The 17,719-nt window shown below is 62.1% G+C and carries 15 protein-coding genes; 13 read left to right on the top strand and 2 right to left on the bottom strand.

The annotated features are described in order from the left end of the window. Positions 1-33 precede the first annotated feature (33 nt). Positions 34-1,590 carry an ABC transporter substrate-binding protein gene (locus P3M64_RS13380; protein WP_132939260.1) on the bottom strand — a complete coding sequence of 519 codons (1,557 nt, stop codon included), beginning with the start codon at positions 1,588-1,590 and terminating at the stop codon, positions 34-36. Positions 1,591-1,700: 110 nt separating this feature from the next. Next, a complete protein-coding gene (locus tag P3M64_RS13385) occupies positions 1,701-2,606 on the bottom strand; it encodes a MurR/RpiR family transcriptional regulator (protein ID WP_132939261.1) in 906 nt (301 codons plus the stop codon). An 819-nt stretch (positions 2,607-3,425) separates the two neighbouring features. Here P3M64_RS13385 and P3M64_RS13390 point away from each other — a divergent pair. Genes P3M64_RS13390 through P3M64_RS13450 form a run of 13 tightly spaced genes read left to right on the top strand, consistent with a single transcriptional unit; the run spans position 3,426 to position 17,673 of the window. Beyond that, complete coding sequence (locus P3M64_RS13390; protein ID WP_132939262.1) at positions 3,426-3,935, top strand: division/cell wall cluster transcriptional repressor MraZ; 510 nt, start codon at positions 3,426-3,428, stop codon at positions 3,933-3,935. Positions 3,936-3,938: 3 nt separating this feature from the next. Then, positions 3,939-4,940: a 16S rRNA (cytosine(1402)-N(4))-methyltransferase RsmH gene (gene rsmH / locus P3M64_RS13395; RefSeq protein WP_132939263.1), complete on the top strand. Its 1,002-nt coding sequence runs from the start codon at positions 3,939-3,941 to the stop codon at positions 4,938-4,940. Then, positions 4,940-5,356, top strand: coding sequence for a cell division protein FtsL (gene ftsL / locus P3M64_RS13400; protein ID WP_132939264.1), 417 nt, complete (start codon positions 4,940-4,942; stop codon positions 5,354-5,356). The genes rsmH and ftsL overlap by 1 nt, the downstream gene beginning before the upstream one ends. Beyond that, on the top strand, positions 5,353-7,164 hold the full coding sequence (locus P3M64_RS13405) for a peptidoglycan D,D-transpeptidase FtsI family protein (RefSeq protein ID WP_132939265.1): 1,812 nt from the start codon (positions 5,353-5,355) through the stop codon (positions 7,162-7,164). The genes ftsL and P3M64_RS13405 overlap by 4 nt, the downstream gene beginning before the upstream one ends. Beyond that, a complete protein-coding gene (locus P3M64_RS13410) occupies positions 7,151-8,662 on the top strand; it encodes a UDP-N-acetylmuramoyl-L-alanyl-D-glutamate--2,6-diaminopimelate ligase (RefSeq protein WP_132939266.1) in 1,512 nt (503 codons plus the stop codon). The genes P3M64_RS13405 and P3M64_RS13410 overlap by 14 nt, the downstream gene beginning before the upstream one ends. Beyond that, positions 8,659-10,122, top strand: coding sequence for a UDP-N-acetylmuramoyl-tripeptide--D-alanyl-D-alanine ligase (locus P3M64_RS13415; RefSeq protein WP_132939267.1), 1,464 nt, complete (start codon positions 8,659-8,661; stop codon positions 10,120-10,122). The genes P3M64_RS13410 and P3M64_RS13415 overlap by 4 nt, the downstream gene beginning before the upstream one ends. Next, the gene (gene mraY / locus P3M64_RS13420; protein ID WP_132939268.1) at positions 10,122-11,210 is read left to right on the top strand and encodes a phospho-N-acetylmuramoyl-pentapeptide-transferase; all 1,089 of its coding nucleotides are present in this window, start codon (positions 10,122-10,124) and stop codon (positions 11,208-11,210) included. The genes P3M64_RS13415 and mraY overlap by 1 nt, the downstream gene beginning before the upstream one ends. Positions 11,211-11,222: 12 nt before the next feature. Further along, positions 11,223-12,350, top strand: coding sequence for an FtsW/RodA/SpoVE family cell cycle protein (locus P3M64_RS13425; RefSeq protein ID WP_132939269.1), 1,128 nt, complete (start codon positions 11,223-11,225; stop codon positions 12,348-12,350). Further along, positions 12,347-13,486, top strand: a complete 1,140-nt coding sequence (gene murG, locus P3M64_RS13430) for an undecaprenyldiphospho-muramoylpentapeptide beta-N-acetylglucosaminyltransferase (RefSeq protein ID WP_132939270.1) — start codon at positions 12,347-12,349, stop codon at positions 13,484-13,486. The genes P3M64_RS13425 and murG overlap by 4 nt, the downstream gene beginning before the upstream one ends. Next, positions 13,483-14,946 (top strand): UDP-N-acetylmuramate--L-alanine ligase, encoded by a 1,464-nt coding sequence (gene murC, locus P3M64_RS13435; protein ID WP_132939271.1) that lies wholly within the window; start codon positions 13,483-13,485, stop codon positions 14,944-14,946. The genes murG and murC overlap by 4 nt, the downstream gene beginning before the upstream one ends. Further along, positions 14,943-15,902 carry a UDP-N-acetylmuramate dehydrogenase gene (murB, locus tag P3M64_RS13440; RefSeq protein WP_132939272.1) on the top strand — a complete coding sequence of 320 codons (960 nt, stop codon included), beginning with the start codon at positions 14,943-14,945 and terminating at the stop codon, positions 15,900-15,902. The genes murC and murB overlap by 4 nt, the downstream gene beginning before the upstream one ends. Continuing rightward, complete coding sequence (locus tag P3M64_RS13445; protein WP_132939273.1) at positions 15,899-16,804, top strand: D-alanine--D-alanine ligase; 906 nt, start codon at positions 15,899-15,901, stop codon at positions 16,802-16,804. Before murB ends, P3M64_RS13445 begins: the two co-directional genes overlap by 4 nt. Then, entirely contained in the window at positions 16,801-17,673 is an 873-nt protein-coding gene (locus tag P3M64_RS13450) for a cell division protein FtsQ/DivIB (RefSeq protein ID WP_132939274.1), read from the top strand. Before P3M64_RS13445 ends, P3M64_RS13450 begins: the two co-directional genes overlap by 4 nt. The last annotated feature ends 46 nt before the right edge of the window (positions 17,674-17,719 follow it).

Here is a 17,719-nt window from a genome sequence, read left to right on the forward strand (position 1 = left end):
CTTGCGGCGCCGCCGGGGGGGGGGGAAGCGTGCTTACTTATGCATCGTGGCGATGTTGTAGATCTCGTCCAGCATCGGATTATAGACAAAGCCCTTAAGGTTCGTGCGCATGGCGACGCGGGCGTTTTTCTGGAAGAGGTAGACGTAGGCGGCGTCGGCGACGACGATTTTTTGCGCTTTTTGGTAGAGCGCCAAGCGGTCCGACTGCTTGGTGAGCGTCGCCGCTTTGCGGATCAATTTATCGACCTTGGGGTTGACGTAGAACGCGCGGTTGCCCGGCAGTCCTAGGCGGGCGGAATCGAACCAGTAGTTCATGTACATGTAGGGGTCCGAGAAATCAGGCGCCCAATTGCCGATGGCGATGTCGAAATCGCCCTTGCCCAGGCGATCGCGCATGGTCGCGTAGGCCAGATTTTCCATATCGACCTTGATTCCGATGTCGGCGAGATTGGCCTGCACGGCGAGGCCGATCGGCTCCCAGTTGGGGTCTCGCGTGGCGTACAGATAGCCGAGCTTGCTCACGCTGACGCCGGATTTTTTCAGCAACGCCTTGGCCTTGGCGACATCATGGCTGAATTGATGGACCGTCTTGTCATGCCCCCACATGCCATCGGGAATGGGCCCGCGCATCTGTTCGGCTTGACCGGACAGGATACCGTCGATAATCCCCTTGTAGTCGATGGCGTAGGAGATCGCCTCGCGCACGTCGCGGTTGGCCAAGGCGCCCTTTTTGTTGTTCAGGTACAGGTAGGTCACGCTGAGGCTGGGATATTCGCCGACGCGCACGCCGGGGGTCTTTTGCAGAGCGTCGAGCTGGTCGTTGGGCAGGTTCTCGGCGATATCGATGTCGCCGCTCTCCAATTGCAGTCGCCGCGCCGAGGCTTCGCCGATCATTTTGAAAATCACCTTGGAAAACGCGGGCTTGGTTTCGCCGTAATAAGGATTGGGTTCGAGCACGATGTTTTGCCCTTTTTCCCAGCTGGCGACGCGATAGGCGCCGCTGCCCGCCGAATGCACCGACAGCCAGCCCTGCGCCCGGTCGCCGTTCTTGGCGTGCGCGGCGATTTTCGGGTTGACGATCGCCGCTCCGTCATTGGCCAGAGTATAGAGGAACGGAGCGAAGGGCTTGGACAGGGTGAACTTCACGGTGGTGTCGTTAGACGCATCGATCGAGACCAGCGAGGGAAAAGCGTCCGCCGGACCTTGCTTGATGGCGAGAAGCCGATCGAAGCTGAATTTCACGGCCTGGGCGGTGACCGGAGTCCCGTCATCGAATTTCTGCCCGCCACGCAGGGTGAACGTCCATACCAGGCCGTCCGGCGAAACCGTCCACGATTTGGCCAATTCGCCTTCCACCGTGGTCAATCCCTTGCCGTCCTTGGTTTGGTAGCGCACCAAACGTTGATATACCGGATAGGTCACCGTCCAGGCGTTGTTCGCCATGGTTACCGCCGGATCGAGGGTCCTCGGATCCTCGGCCTTACCGATCACCAAAACGTCGGAAGCCCCGTGGGCGACCGGGACGGCGAAAATTCCTCCCGTAAACAGCCACAAGGCGCCCAGAAGCGCATATGCAGTCTTCGTTCTCATGGTATCCTCCACTCGTTTTCATGGGCCGCGCCCATTGGATGTCGCGGTAACGCGTGCCGGGTGTTCCCGTCATTTTCTTTTTTTATGCCGTCGGAGACCTGCGCGGTCTCTCATTTTAAGTATTGTCCAAAGCGGTTTTGCGCCTCGGATAGGCTCTCCATGCGTCGTGCCGCCGCTTCGCCCAGGGTGTCAACGACGTCGTGAATAAGTAGGTTCAGCAAAACCTGAATCGCCACCGTGGAACTGAAAAACAGGCCGATGTTGGTCGCTACGGGAAGGACGTAGGGCGTGATGCCGGCCGCCCAATCGCAAAATTCATCGCAAACCACGATGACGTCCGCCCCCGCGTCTCGCGCCACGCGCGCCAATTCCGGGCCGTTGCGGCCATAACGGAAAATATCGATGATGATTAGGGTGTTTTTGACCGCGTCCCCCCCCGGTATGCCGGCATCCGGCACGTTGGCGCCCAGCACGTTGGCATACGTGCCGTTGACGCCGTCCAGGTGCTGAACGTTGGGGCGGACGTATTCCAGGTGCATGGCCAACCCGTCGGCGAGATGGCTGGTGGTCTGGAATCCGGCGGTGAAAAGATGGCGTCCATGGGCGACCATGTCGATAACACGCTTCCACATTGGTTCCGTGCGCAGGGTGTAGGCCTTTTTAATCGCGGTGCACTGCAACTCGTAATTGGCTTGACCGTCGAACGTTTTTCCCGCGGTCTCGCGGAACATCTCATAGCGTCTGCTGAACCGACTAACGGTGGGGCCGTGGGCTTCCCGGCGTAGCGCCCTCTTGGCCTCGGCGAGATTTTTGAACCCCAGTTTTTGGATGAAGCGGCTGACCGTCATCGGGCTGACCCCGGCTTGTGCGGCGAGGGACGCGCCGGTTCCGATCAATAGACTGTCGGGGCGCACCGAGAGATAATTCGCCAGAACTTTTTCAAGCCTGGTGAACCGCTCCGTCCGTCGGGCGATTTTTTCGGCCAAGGTCTCCGAGCCACGAGTGTCCCCGTCCATCGTTGTGTTGCGCGCGCCCCTGTCTTTTGCGCGCGTCCCTGTTTTACCACGATTTTCTGCTTCGCAAGGCCCGGTTTTGTTCGCTCCAGGCTCCCTACGTAATTCTGCCTGCGTATTCTGTTTTGATGTGGCGGTCTTAAGGCGAATTTATCGTGGTGCGTTCCACCCCGGGTAGGATTTCATGTTAGGATGATATCTGTCAATAAAATTTGATATTTTTGTACCATTAAAGGCGCACCAAAACAGATGTTCCAAAAAAGTTCGGCGTCAAATGGGGGATATCGGGGGCGTCGTTAGGCGGGGTGGTTCCATTTGGGTTGTGAAATTGGGGTAATTCCGGGGCGTTGCGTAATTTTCCACAATCAGGTGAGAGGACCCAAAAAATAGGTGATTGAGGATTGTCGGGGATATTCCCCCTTCCTCGATCGCTTTCGTCCTCATTTTGGGCATTTTTCGGGCATTTTTTTCTCTCCTGCGACAGGAGGTTTTTTAGGGCGTGTTTTTGGCCTACGACAGGGCGGGGCGACAGGGCGGGCGTAAACAAGAACAAAGCAAGAACAATAACAAGTGCTGTTTTTAGAGTATCATCAAAAAAAACCGTAATTTCATAATGTTGTGAATAATGGAAATGCAGCGTTTGATGGTTTTATTCTTAATTTAGTTTTATTTTCACGATAAATTGTAACCATTATGAACCATTGACGCCCATACTTACCCATGTTATCCCAAAATATCCCATCTCGTGTTCTGGGAAGAATTCCGTTGCGCGATAAAGATCGGCGCAGATGTGGTGGGATATAGAAAAGGTGGGGTTTCCCGATGGCTCTGTTGGTCGGCAGGCACATCAACAAGATCGATAAAAAGGGGCGGGTCTCGGTTCCCAAGGTTTTTCGCGCCGCCCTTACGGACAGTGGTTTTGCCGGAATTTACGCTTTTCCCTTTTTTAAGTTTCACGCCATCGAGGCGTGTGGCGAGCACTTCATGCAGCGCCTCAGCGATAGCTTGGACGATAATCTGGATCTTTTTTCCGATGACCAGGACGATATCGTCGCCATCACCCTGGAAAACGCCCACCAACTCGCCTTCGATCCGGAAGGGCGGATCACCCTGCCCGAGGAGTTGATGTCGTATGCGGGACTGTCCGATCAGGCCTTGTTCGTAGGTCGGGGCGCGCGGTTTCGCATCTGGTCTCCGGGCGCTTACGAGGAAAATCGCGCCCAGGCTTTCGCGCGCGCGCGGGTGCGCGGGGCGACCGTCAAGTTGGGTCCCGCCGCCGCGTCGGGGGCAGGGTCCAACGTGATCAAACCCAACCTTTCGGAGGAGGACTGAGCCGTGTCCCAGCCCCCTCACATCCCGGTCTTGTTGGCGGAAGTTCTCGCGTGCATCCAGCCTCGCGACGGTGGGGTTTATCTTGATGCGACGTTTGGCGACGGTGGTTACAGCCGGGCCATTTTGGACGCCGCCGCGTGCACGGTGTGGGCGATCGATCGCGACCCCCATGCGCGCGCGCGCGCGGATCAATTGGCCGGTATTTACCCGGGGCGCTTCACCTTGGTGCACGGCTGCTTCGGCGATATGGCGGCCTTGATGGATGGGGTCGGCGTCGCTCAAATCGATGGCGTGGCGATGGATTTTGGCGTTTCTTCGATGCAACTCGACAGCCCCGAGCGCGGTTTTTCGTTTCGCGCCGACGGTCCTTTGGACATGCGTATGGGGGGGGCTTCCGGGGATGTCGCGCACGGGGATGACGCGCACAACAAGGCCCCTAGTGCGGCGGATGTCGTCAACACGGCGGGCGAGAAGGAACTGGCCGATATTATCTGGCGTTATGGCGAAGAGCGCCAATCGCGCCGGATCGCGCGGGCGATCGTCAACGACCGCACGGAAACGCCCTTCGAGCGCACCACCCAGTTGGCCGGTTTGGTGCGCCGGGTCGTGGGGCGTACGCGCGATGGCATCGATCCGGCGACCCGCACGTTTCAGGCCTTGCGCATTTATGTCAACGATGAGCTGGGCGAGATCGATCGCGGCCTGTTGGGGGCCGAAGTCCTGCTGCGTCCGGGGGGGCGGTTGGCTGTCGTCGCTTTCCATTCCTTGGAGGACCGCAGGGTCAAAACGTTCCTCCGCGGACGCAGTTCGACGGCGGGGCAGGCTTCGCGCCACGCGCCCCAGACGCCTGCGGCGCGCAAGCCGACTTTTCGGTTGTTGAAAAAAGGCGCGATCAAACCCGGCGATGCGGAGTGTGCACGCAATCCCCGGGCGCGTTCGGCGCGCCTTCGCACCGCCGAACGCACGACGGTTTCGCCATGTGCGCAAGACGGGAGATCGGTGTGATGAAAGGATTTTTTCGCCATACCACTTTGTTGTTCCTGTTGTTGGCGGGGGGACTCAGCTTGGTGTTGTTCTTGATGAAATATCAGGTCCAGGACCTCAACGGGGCGCTGCGATCCTATACCCGATCGATTAAGGCCGACCACGAGGCCATTCATGTGTTGCGCGCCGAATGGGCGTTGCTCAACGAGCCGCAGCGTCTGCGCGCCTTGGCGGGAAAGTATCTCAATCTGGCGCCGGTGGCGTCGGCCCAATTGACGACGTTCGCCGACCTGCCCCGGCGCCCCGGCGCCGCGGGAGGGAAAACTTCGGTGGCGGCGGATTGGCCTCAAGGGGCGCCCCGGGACCCATCCAAGGACCTTCCCCGGGATCCCTCGATCTCCGGCGTCGTGCTGGACCGTGTGGGGGTGCGCCAATGACCGCCGCGATCGATCCCGATACCCTGACGTTCGAGGATTTGAACGCCAAGCGCGTTCACCGGGAAGGACTGCGCGCCCAGGCGATGGAAACGGGGCGCACGCGATTGTTGGTGACGGGGCTGGTTTTCGCCATGGCGTTCATCGTCATCGGCGGGCGGCTGATCGACTTGACCGCGTTTGACGGCAAAGCCCAGCGTTTGGCGCACCGCCGGGCGTTGTCCCAGGATTATGTGGTTTCGCGCGCCGACATCGTCGATCGCAACGGATTTATTCTGGCGACCAGTCTGCCGACCCAATCGCTTTATGCCGACACGAAGGAAATTATCGATCCCGCCACCGCTGCGCGGCGATTGGTTGGCGTGTTGAACGATCTCGACGTCAATGAGGTTCGCCGTAAATTGTCATCGGGGGCGCGGTTTATATGGATCAAGCGCAACCTGACGCCCAATCAGGTCTATGATGTCAACCGCCTTGGAATACCCGGACTGGCGTTTCGTGAGGAAGACCACAGGGTCTACCCCAATGGCCCGCAATTGGCGCAGGTCTTGGGCTTCACGGATGTTGACGGTAAGGGGATCGCCGGCGTCGAGAAGCAATTCGATGCGCGCCTGAGGGCGAATCCGAAGCCGCTCGTCCTGTCTTTCGATCTTAGGGTGCAAGGCATTCTGCACGAGGAACTTGCGCGTGCAATGACGCAATTCAGCGCCAAGGGGGCCGCCGGGGTGGTCCTCGATGTGCGTACCGGAGAACTTGTCGCCATGGTCTCGCTGCCCGATTTCGACCCCAACGTAAGCAGTGGGGCGTTGGGGGACGCCGGGTTCAATCGGGTGACCAAGGGCGTTTACGAAATGGGATCGACCTTCAAGCTGTTCAACACGGCGATGGCCTTGGACACCGGCACCGTGACCCTGCGCGACGGTTACGACGCCTCCAAGCCGATCCATGTCGCGCGCTTCTTGATTTCCGATTTTCACGCCAAGAAGCGCTGGCTCTCGGTGCCTGAAATCCTGGTCTATTCGTCCAACATCGGCTCGGCCAAGATGGCGTTGGATGTCGGCACCAAGGAACAGCAGGACTATCTCGGCAGGCTGGGCATGCTTTCCCCGGCGTCGATCGAACTGCCCGAAATCGGATCGCCGCTGACGCCCTCGCCATGGCGCGACATCAACACCATGACCATCGCCTATGGTCATGGCATCGCGGTGACCCCGTTGCAATTGGCCGGCGGCGTGATGGCGGTGGTCGATGGTGGTATTTTCCGTCCCATGACGGTGCTCAAACGCGCCCCCGGCGACGTCCCCAAAGGTCGCCGCATTTTCGCCAAAAAAACCAGCGATGAAATGCGGGCGCTGATGCGTCTTGTGGTGCGCTACGGCACTGGCAAGAAGGCCGCGGCGCCGGGGCTTTTGGTGGGCGGAAAAACCGGCACGGCGGAAAAGGAAAAGGGCGGGCGATATGTCAATAAAGCGCTGATTTCTTCGTTCATCGGGGCGTTTCCGATGAACGCGCCGCGCTACGTCGTGCTCGCCCTTTTGGATGAACCCAAGGGCACCAAGGCGACCTTTAACTACGCCACCGGGGGTTGGGTCGCGGCCCCTGTGGTCGGGCGCGTGATCGCGCGAATGGCTCCGATCGAGGATATTTATCCCGAAACCGGGGTCGAGAAGGACACCAACACCCCGGGCAACCCGTTGTCCATCCCCTCCACTATGGCGGATGCGAGAACGAACGGGCGTGCGGACCCCGGGGCGCACGACAACGCGTTGCAGCGCGTAGCGCTGCAAGGGGGCGCCCATGCGCCTTATTGATATGTTTAACGGAGAGAAAATCGAGTTGGCGTGTGGCGCGGAAAATTGGACCCAGGAGATCACGGGGCTGAGCGCGGATTCCCGCAACGTCGCTCCGGGCTATCTTTTCGCGGCGCTGCCGGGCAGCCACGGCGACGGGCGCGCCTTCATCGCGGACGCCATCGCCGGCGGCGCGCGGGTGATTCTGGCCCCACCGGGCACGGACGTGGAGACGGTGCGAAACGACGTCTGTATTTTGCATGACGACAACCCCCGTCGTCGTTTCGCCTTACTGGCTGCGCGCTTTTACGCTCCCGCGCCGCAAACGGTGGTGGCGGTCACCGGCACCAACGCCAAGACGTCCGTCGTCACCATGGTGCGCCAGCTTTGGACCCGCCTGGGCATTGACGCGGCCAGCTTGGGCACGCTGGGGTTGGTTTCTCCGCGCCTGAACGCCCCCGGGATGTTGACCACGCCCGATCCGGTCGCCTTATACGGCGCGCTAAAGTCCCTCGCCGAGGACGGCGTAGATCACCTGGCGATGGAAGCATCGAGCCACGGCTTGGCGCAGTATCGCCTCGACGGGGTGCGGGTGCGCGCCGGGGCGTTCACCAACATCACGCGGGATCATCTTGATTACCACCGCACCATGGCGGCCTATTTCGACGCGAAAATGCGCCTTTTTACCGATGTCGTCGCCGCCGATGGGGCCGCCGTCGTCAACGCCGACATGAAAGAGGCGGGGCAAGTCGCGGACATCTGTCGGTCCAGAGGGTTGCAGGTTTTCAGCTATGGTCGGGAGGGTCGCGATTTCCGCTTGATCGCCTGCCGGGCCGAGGACGATGGCCTTCATGCGACGTTTGAGGCGTTGGGTTGCCGCCGCGATGTGGCGCTTCCCCTCGTGGGAACTTTCCAGGCCTTGAACGCGCTGTGCGCTTGCGCACTGGTGGTGGCGTGCGGGGCGCGGCTCGAAGATGCGTTGGACGCGCTGCCCGCGATCGAAGCGGTGCCCGGGCGGATGCAACGGGCGGGAACGACGCCCGGCGGCGCGCGGGTTTATGTCGATTACGCCCACACCCCAGATTCCCTAGAGACAGCCCTTAAGGCCCTGCGTCCCCATACCCGGGGCCGTCTCGACGTGGTTTTCGGGTGCGGCGGCGATCGTGACAAGGGCAAGCGCGGGCCGATGGGCGAAATCGCCTGCGCCCTGGCCGACCGCGTGGTCGTCACCGATGACAACCCCCGTTTCGAGGATGCCGCCCAAATTCGCCAATCCGTTATCGCGGCCTGCCCGCGCGCCGATGATATCGCCGATCGCGCCTTGGCGATCGAAACCGCGATTGGACGCCTTGAAGACGGCGATGTCCTGCTGCTGGCCGGCAAGGGGCACGAAACGGTTCAAATCGTCGGCGACCGCAAAATTCCGTTCGACGACGCCGCCATGGCCCGCGCCGCGATAGAAAAATTCCGCGCCGCGAATATCCTGCCCCGCGCCGGGGCGGCAGGGGGGCAACGATGATCGACGCCCCATCCCCCTTGTGGACCCATGACGACGCCGATCGCGCTACCGGCGGGCGTTCGACCCTGCCGTGGCGGGCCTCGGGCGTGTCGATCGATACTCGGACGATCAAGGCGGGGGACCTGTTCGTCGCTCTGAAGGGGCCCAATTTCGATGGTCACGGCTTTGTCGTCGAGGCCTTCGCCAAGGGGGCGGCGGCGGCGATGGTGTCGCAAATGCCGCAACAGGTGGGCGCCGACAAGGCGATGCTCGTCCTCGACGACACCTTGAAGGGACTGGAGGGGCTGGCCCGCTTCGCCCGCGCGCGGACCCGGGCGAAAATTATTGCGGTGACGGGCAGCGTCGGCAAGACCGGCGTCAAGGAGGCCTTGCGCCACGTTCTCGGCGCGCAAGGCGTGACCTCGGCCAGCGTGGGCAGCCTGAACAATCACTGGGGACTTCCCCTCAGCTTGGCGCGAATGCCCGCCGGCGCGGCCTATGGCGTTCTTGAAATGGGGATGAACCACGAGGGCGAACTGGCGGCGCTGTCGCGCATCGCCCGCCCCGACGTCTGCCTGGTGACGACGGTCGAGGCCGTGCACAGCGCTTATTTTTCATCGACCCGAGAAATTGCCTTGGCGAAGGCGGAAATTTTTGAAGGCGCCGCGCCTGGGGCGATCGCGGTGCTCAATCGCGACAATCCGTTTTTCGACCTGCTGGCCGGTCGCGCCGAAGAGAACGCCATTTCCGAGGTGATCGGCTTCGGTCGCCACCCCGACGCCGACGTGCGCCTGACGGCCTTCCGTCCGGATCGTGACGGCGGCGAGGTCGAGGCCATCGTGCGGGGAACAAGGATCGCCTATCGCCTGAACGTTGCCGGAGAGCACTGGGCGCTCAATTCCCTGGGCGTTCTGGGATGCGTGTCGGCGGCGGGTGGCGATGTCTCGCGGGCGGCCCGCGATTTTGCGGGGGTCGAGGCGCCAAAGGGGCGCGGCGCGCGCCATCGCATCGCCTGGCGGGCGGGTGTTCTCGACATCATAGATGAAAGCTACAACGCCAGTCCGACGTCGATGCGCGCCGCGTTCAAGGTCCTGGCGGCGGCCCGCCCCGAGCGTTCGGGACGGCGGATCGCGATTTTGGGCGACATGCTCGAACTGGGTGACGAAGCGGATCGTCTGCACGGTGAATTGGTGGACGAACTGCAGCGCTGCAAGGTCGATTTGGTTTTTACCTGCGGGACGCACATGCGGGCCTTGTCTCGGGCGTTGCCCCGTGGTATGCGCGCCGCCCATCTGGCGACGTCCGACGCGATGCTGGGCGACCTGCTTAACGCTTTGCGTGAGGACGACGTGGTGATGATCAAGGGGTCTCGTGGCGTGGCCATGGAGGTTGTCGTCAACGCCTTGTTGCGCCAGGACGAATTTTTTAAAACGCCGAGCGACGCAGCGCGCGAAGCGCCTGTGCGGAAGGAAAATAAATAATGCTTTACAACTTTCTCTTCCCGCTGGCGTCCGATTTCGCGGCGTTGAATGTTTTTAAATATTTGACCTTTCGCACCGGCGGCGCGGTGATGACGGCGCTGTTGATCAGTTTTATTTTCGGCCCAAGCGTGATCCGTCACCTGCAAAGCAAGCAAAAAGGCGGCCAACCGATCCGCGACGACGGCCCCGAGGGCCACCTATTGAGCAAACAGGGCACCCCGACCATGGGTGGTTTTCTGATTTTGCTGGCGGTCATTTTGGCGACCTTGTTGTGGGCGGATCTTACCAACGGGTACATCTGGGCCGCCCTCGGGGTCACCATTTCGTATGGTGGCGTCGGATTCCTGGACGACTATCTGAAGGTCAGCAAACGTCACCACAAGGGATTGCCGGGCAAGCTCAAATTGCTGTTGCAGGTCTCGTTCGCCGTGGCCGCGACGTTATGGATCATGCGCCTGATGCCGCCCGCCTTGGAGACGACGCTGACGGTGCCGTTTTTCAAAAGCGTGATGATCAACCTGGGCTGGATGTTCCTGGCGTTCTCCGCGTTTGTCATGGTCGGCGCGTCCAATGCGGTGAACTTGACCGATGGCCTGGATGGCCTGGCGATCGTGCCGGTGATGATCGCGGCGGGCGTTTTCGCCCTGATCGCCTATATCGTCGGCAACGCCGTTTTCGCCCAATATCTGCAACTTAATCATGTCCCCGGCGCCGGTGAACTGGCGGTGTTTTGCGGTTCGTTGATCGGCGGCGGATTGGGCTTTTTGTGGTTTAACGCCCCGCCGGCGCGGGTCTTCATGGGCGATACCGGGTCGCTGTCCTTAGGCGGCGCCCTGGGTGCGGTCAGCGTGATCACCAAGCATGAATTGGTGTTGGCCATCGTCGGCGGGCTTTTCGTGTTGGAGACGGTTTCGGTGATCGTCCAGGTGGTGTCGTTCAAGTTGACCGGTAAGCGGGTGTTCGCCATGGCCCCGCTGCACCATCACTTCGAGAAGAAGGGATGGGCCGAAGCGACCATCGTTATTCGATTTTGGATCATCGCCTCGATCCTGGCGTTGATCGGCCTTTCAACCCTGAAGTTGCGCTGAGGAAGGGATCGCATGAGCACCACGTTCGCACGCACGGATACCAGCCTGATCGGGCGCTGGTGGTGGACCGTCGATCGCTGGACCCTGGCCGCGGTGATCGTGATCGCCGCGATCGGCGCGGTTCTGACGATGGCGGCCTCGCCCAGCGTCGCCGAGAGGATCGGCTATGACGCCTTTCATTTCGTGCGCCGTCAGTTCGTGTTCCTGCCCGCAGGCATGGTCTTGATGGTGGCGGTATCTTTGCTGTCGCCCAGGGGCGTGCGCCGTCTGGCGGTTTTGATGTGCGCCGTCTCGTTGATTTTGATGATCGCGGTCCTTCTGGTCGGGGTGCAAACCAAGGGCGCCGCGCGATGGATTTCGATCGCCGGGCTGTCGGTGCAGCCGTCGGAGTTCGTCAAACCCGCCTTCGCGGTGCTGGCGGCGTGGATGTTCGCCGAACAACGCGTCGGTAACGATTTGCCGGGGTATGCGCTGGCCAGTGGATTGTTCGTCGTCGTCGTCGGCCTGTTGCTGTTACAGCCCGACGTTGGGATGTCGATCGTCGTCGGGGCGGTGTGGGCGGTGGAGTTTTTCCTTGCCGGGTTGCCGTTGGTTCTGGTCGGGGCGATCGCCCTGATGTTCCTGGGCGGCGGGGTCGGCGCGTATTTCGTCTTCGATCATGTCCGGATACGTGTCGATCGTTTCTTCGATCCGGCGCTGGGCGGGGGGTACCAGGTCACAAAAGCGCTCGACGCCTTCAGCAACGGCGGCCTGTTCGGGCGCGGCCCCGGCGAAGGGCGGGTCAAGGAATTGCTGCCCGACGCCCATACCGACTTCATTTTAGCGGTCGCGGGCGAGGAATTCGGCTTGTTGTTGTGCCTGTTGATTGTCGGTTTATTCGCCTTCATCGTCCTGCGGGGCTTTTCAAAGGTCTTTAAGGGGAATGATTTGTTTTCCTTGCTGGCCGTTTCGGGGCTTTTGGTCCAATTCGGACTGCAGGCGATCATCAACATCGCCTCGACCACCAACTTAATGCCGCCTAAGGGCATGACGCTGCCGTTTGTTTCGTACGGGGGGTCGTCCACCATCGCGCTGGCGCTGACCATGGGCATGGTGCTGGCGCTGACCCGCGAAAGCCCCGGCGCCGGAGGTCCACGATGAGCGCCCCCCTGATCGTCCTCGCCGCCGGCGGCACCGGCGGGCACGTTTTCCCCGCCGAGGCCCTGGCCGACGTGTTGCGCGCGCGCGGGTGCCGCCTGGCATTGGTGACCGATCGGCGCGGTCGTTCGTTTGGGGGCGCGTTGGGAAAAAGCGAGACGCACTATGTGCGCGCCGGCGGTTTGGCGGGCAAGGGAACGTTGGCTCGGATGCGCTCGCTGACGGCCTTGGCGATGGGCACGCTTCAGGCGCGCCGTTTGATCAAGCGCTTGCGCCCCGACGTCGTTGTCGGCTTCGGCGGCTATCCATCGGCGCCGACCATGCTGGCGGCGACGTTCGGCGGCTATCCGACGATAATACACGAGCAAAACGCCGTGCTTGGGCGAGCCAATCGATTGTTGGCGTCCCGGGTGACGCGGATTGCGACATCATTCGATCGCGCCCAGGGTCTCGGTGCGGCGGCCCCCGGCAAGGTCGTTCATACCGGTATGCCGGTGCGCCCCGCGATTGTCGAAATGCGCGAAATTCCCTACGTTCCGCCGACCGACGATGCGCCGATCAATCTGTTTGTTCTCGGCGGATCGCAAGGCGCTAAAATCCTCAGCACCGTTGTGCCCGACGCGGTCGCGCGCGTCCACGGCGCCTTGCGCGCGCGCCTGCGTATCGTGCAGCAATGTCGCCCCGAAGATATCGACGCGGTGCGTGCGCAGTACGCGCGCCTGGGGGTTCCCGCCGAGTTGGCGTCCTTTTTTGACGATGTCCCGCAACGAATGGCCGCCGCCCACCTGGTTATTTCGCGCGCCGGGGCGTCGAGCATCGCCGAGATCGCCGCCGTCGGTCGGCCGTCGATCCTGGCGCCCTATCCCCACGCCGTCGATGACCATCAAAGCGAAAACGCCCATGCCGTCGATGACGCCGGGGCGGGCTGGTTGATCCCTGACCGGGCATTGACCCCCGAAACCCTGGCGGAGCGGTTCGAATCGCTGTTTTCCCTGCCCGCGATTTTAACCACCGCCGCCCAGTGCGCCCGCGAATTTGGACATGTGGACGCCGCCGAACGGCTGGCCGACGTGGTTTTTTCCCTGATCGAAGAAACGGTGCGAACGGTTCCTTCCGGCGTTGAAAGGTCGCTGTCATGAGAGCGCTTCCCCTAACCATCGGCACCATTCACTTCGTCGGCATCGGCGGCATCGGCATGAGCGGTATCGCCGAGGTGCTGCACAATCTGGGCTACAAGGTGCAGGGCTCCGATCAGGCCGAGGGGGCCAACGTCGTCCGCCTGCGCGCCCTGGGCATCGCCGTCGCCATCGGCCACCGCGAGGAAAATTTGGGTGATTGCGGCGTCGTCGTGATTTCGTCCGCCGTCAAGGCGGACAACCCCGAGGTGGTCAGCGCGCGCAAGCGTCTGCTTCCGGTGGTGCGCCGGGCCGAGATGCTCGGTGAACTGATGCGCCTGAAATGGTCGATCGCGGTGGGCGGCACCCACGGCAAAACGACCACGACGTCGCTGATCGCCACCGTCCTCGACAGCGCCGGGTTCGACCCCACCGTGATCAACGGCGGCATCATCAATGCGCTGGGAACGAATGCGCGCCTGGGGTCGGGCGACTGGATGGTCGCCGAGGCCGACGAATCGGACGGCACGTTTTTGAAATTGCCGGCGACGATCGCGGTGGTCACCAACATCGACCCCGAGCATCTGGACCACTACGGTAGTTTCGACGCCCTGCGTAAAGCCTTCGACAGTTTCGTCGAAAACATCCCCTTTTACGGCTTCGCCGCCTTGTGCATCGACCATTCCGAAGTACAGTCGTTGATCCCCAGGGTTTCGGACCGCAGGGTGGTGACCTACGGCTTCAGCCCGCAGGCCGACGTACGCGCGTTGAACCTGCGCGCCGACGCCGCCGGCGTGATCTTCGACGTTCAGTTCACCCGACGCAACGACGAGGAAAGCGAGATATTGAGCGCCGTGCGTCTGCCGATGTTCGGCGAACACAACGTGCAAAACGCCCTCGCCGCGATTGCGATCGCCCGCGAAATGGGGATCGACAACGCCGTCATCACCACGGCGTTCATGGGGTTTGAGGGGGTCAAGCGGCGCTTCACCCGTACCGGAGAAATCGACGGCATCACCATTATCGACGATTACGGCCACCACCCGGTGGAAATCGCGGCGGTACTTAAGGCCGCCCGCTCGGCAAGTCAGGGCGACGTGATCGCGGTGGTGCAGCCGCACCGCTATTCCCGCCTACATAATTTGTTCGAGGATTTTTGCACCTGTTTCAACGACGCCGACGCGGTTTTGGTGGCCGACGTCTACGCGGCCGGGGAAGGCCCGATCGAGGGTGCCGACAAGGACGCCCTGGTGGCGGGTCTGCGCCATCATGGCCATCGCACCGTGATGGCCTTGCCGGGGCCGGACGCCCTGGCGGAAATCATCAGCGATCTCGCTCGGCCCGGCGATTTGGTGGTGTGCCTGGGAGCGGGCAGCATCAGCCAATGGGCGAACGCGCTTCCCGAACAACTGCGCCGGTTGCGCTATGGCGCGAAATCCACGTGGGTCGCCGGACGCGGCGATGACGGGGAGGGTGCGTCATGATGGCCGCCATGCAATCGTTGAGCTTGATCGCGCGTCTGCCCGCCGTGCGCGGTCGCCTGAGTGAGAACGCGGATCTTTCCAAGAATACTTGGTTTCGCGTCGGCGGCCCCGCCGAGGTGCTGTTCAAGCCCGCCGACGCCGAGGATCTGGCCGCTTTCCTGCGCGGCTGCCCCGGCGATGTCGCGGTGACGGTAATCGGCGTCGGCTCCAATATCCTGGTGCGCGACGGCGGCGTGCCCGGCGTCGTGGTGCGCTTGGGTCGGGGCTTCGTCGATATCGACGTTCACGGTGAGGAGATCACGGTGGGGGCGGGGGCGCTCGACGCCAGTGTCGCCCTGACGGCGCTCAAGGAAGGGCTTGGTGGCTTTGAATTCCTGTCCGGTATTCCGGGCGCCGTCGGCGGCGCTTTGCGTATGAACGCCGGGGCCTATGGCGCCGACATGAAAGCCGTCGTTATCGCCGCCGATGCGGTCGATCGCACGGGAACCGTTCACCGCCTAAGCGGGGATGATCTGGGTTTCGGCTACCGCCATTGCGCCGTTCCCGAGGATTGGATTTTCACCCGCGCCCATATGCGCGGCCGCCGGACGGCGCGCCGCGACATCCAGGCGGCGATGGACGCCATCCGCAGCGCTCGCGAAGATGCCCAGCCGTTGCGCACGCCGACCGGTGGCAGCACGTTTCGCAATCCCGAAGGTTATAAGGCTTGGGAATTGATCGACCGGGCGGGCTGCCGGGGGCTGAAACGGGGCGGTGCGATGGTCTCGGAGAAACACTGCAATTTCCTGATCAACATGGGCGACGCCACGGCGCGCGATCTGGAAATGCTCGGCGAGGAGGTCCGCGCACGCGTGCTGAAAATCTGCGGTGTGCGCCTGCAGTGGGAAATTCGGCGTATCGGCGTCGATCCGCATGGCGCCGGTGATGCGCCGCAACCACGGGAGGCCACCCCATGAGCAAGCATGTCGCCGTTTTGATGGGCGGATGGTCCGCCGAACGCGAGGTTTCCCTCGTTAGCGGGGCCGCCGTCACCAACGCCCTGCACGCCAAGGGCTACGAGGTCACCTCGATCGACGTGCAGCGCGACATGGGCGCCTTGTTGACCCGCCTTTATCCGCGTCCCGACGTCGTCTTCAACGCCTTGCACGGGCGTTACGGCGAGGATGGCTGCGTGCAGGGATTGCTCGATATTTTGGGCATACCTTATACCCATTCGGGGTTGCTGGCTTCGGCCCTGGCGATGGACAAGCCGATGTCCAAACGCCTGTTCGCCGCGGCGGGGATCACGGTCGCCGAAGACAAAGTCGTGCATCGCGACGCGGTCCTGCGGGGTGACGCGATGGCGCGCCCCTATGTGATTAAGCCGTTGAACGAGGGTTCTAGCGTTGGGGTGCACATCGTGCGCGAAGGCGATAACGCCCCGCCATTCGGTCAAGGCGGTTGGCCTTACGGCGACACGGTGATGGTGGAACGCTTCATTCCCGGGCGGGAATTGACGGTGACGGTGATGGGCGATCGTCCCCTGGCGGTCACCGAAATCACGACATCCCACGGTTTTTATGATTACGACGCCAAATATGAGACCGGCGGTTCGCATCATATCTTGCCCGCGCCGGTGCCCGAGCCGGTTTACCAAGCCGCCTTGCGCCAGGCGATGTTGGGCCATACGGCCCTGGGTTGCCGGGGCGTGTCGCGGGCGGATTTTCGTTTCGACGGCGCCGATCTGTTCATGTTGGAGATCAATACCCAACCCGGATTGACGCCGACCTCTCTGGCGCCTGAACAGGCGCGTTTCGTTGGGGTGTCGTTCGAAGATCTGGTGGCGTGGATGGTCGATCATGCGGAGTGCGACCGATGAGTATGCTTTCCTTCTTTTCCCGTAAAGTTCGCGCCAAGGCCGAAAAAACGTCCCCGCCGCCGCGCCGCCGTGTGGTGCCGTTGTGGCGTACGCCGATGGCGGTCTTCGCTGCCGTTTTTCTCGGCGGAATGTCGCTGGGGATGACGGGTTGGTTGCTTTGGCAGAGCGGGTGGATGACGCGAATTTACGAGCAAGCTCGTTGGGCGGCGATCGCGCGCAGCGCCGATCTGGGGCTGACGGTGAAGGACATCCTGGTTGTCGGGCGGCGCATGACGGCGCGCGGCGATTTGTTGAACGCGGTGCGCCTAAGCCGCGGCGCGCCGATTTTGGCCTTCGATTTCAAGGCCGCGCGCGAAAGGATCGAACAATTGCCTTGGGTCAAAACGGCGTCGGTCGAACGGATGCTTCCCAACACCGTGGTGATCCGCGTGCACGAACGCACGCCGATGGCGTTGTGGCAAAACGACGGTCAATTCGCCCTGATCGATGAAGACGGCGAGGTGATCACCCGCAAGCATTTGGAACGCTTCGCCGATCTCTTTGTCGTCGTTGGTCCCGACGCGCCCGAGCATATCGGCGGATTATTGGAAATTCTGTCCAGTCAGCCGGCATTGATGCGTCGGGTCAGGGCCGCGGTGCGCGTTGGCGGCCGGCGCTGGGATTTGAGGTTGGCGGGGGGGATAGCCGTGCGTCTGCCCGAAAAAGGCGCGTTGACGGCGTGGAAGCGTCTGGCGCGCTACGAACGTGAGCATGACGTGTTGGCGCGCGATGTTCGGATCCTCGATCTGCGCCTACCCGATCGTTTGATCATTCGCACGTCGGGGGGCGCAAAAGCCGTTTCCGCATCCGGTTCGGGACGCGAAACATGACCCGGCCTTGGGTACGGGGCGAGAAACAAAGGCAAAAACCGGGATG

The sequence above is a fragment of the Varunaivibrio sulfuroxidans genome (assembly GCF_029318635.1).
Lineage (GTDB): Bacteria > Pseudomonadota > Alphaproteobacteria > Rhodospirillales > Magnetovibrionaceae > Varunaivibrio > Varunaivibrio sulfuroxidans.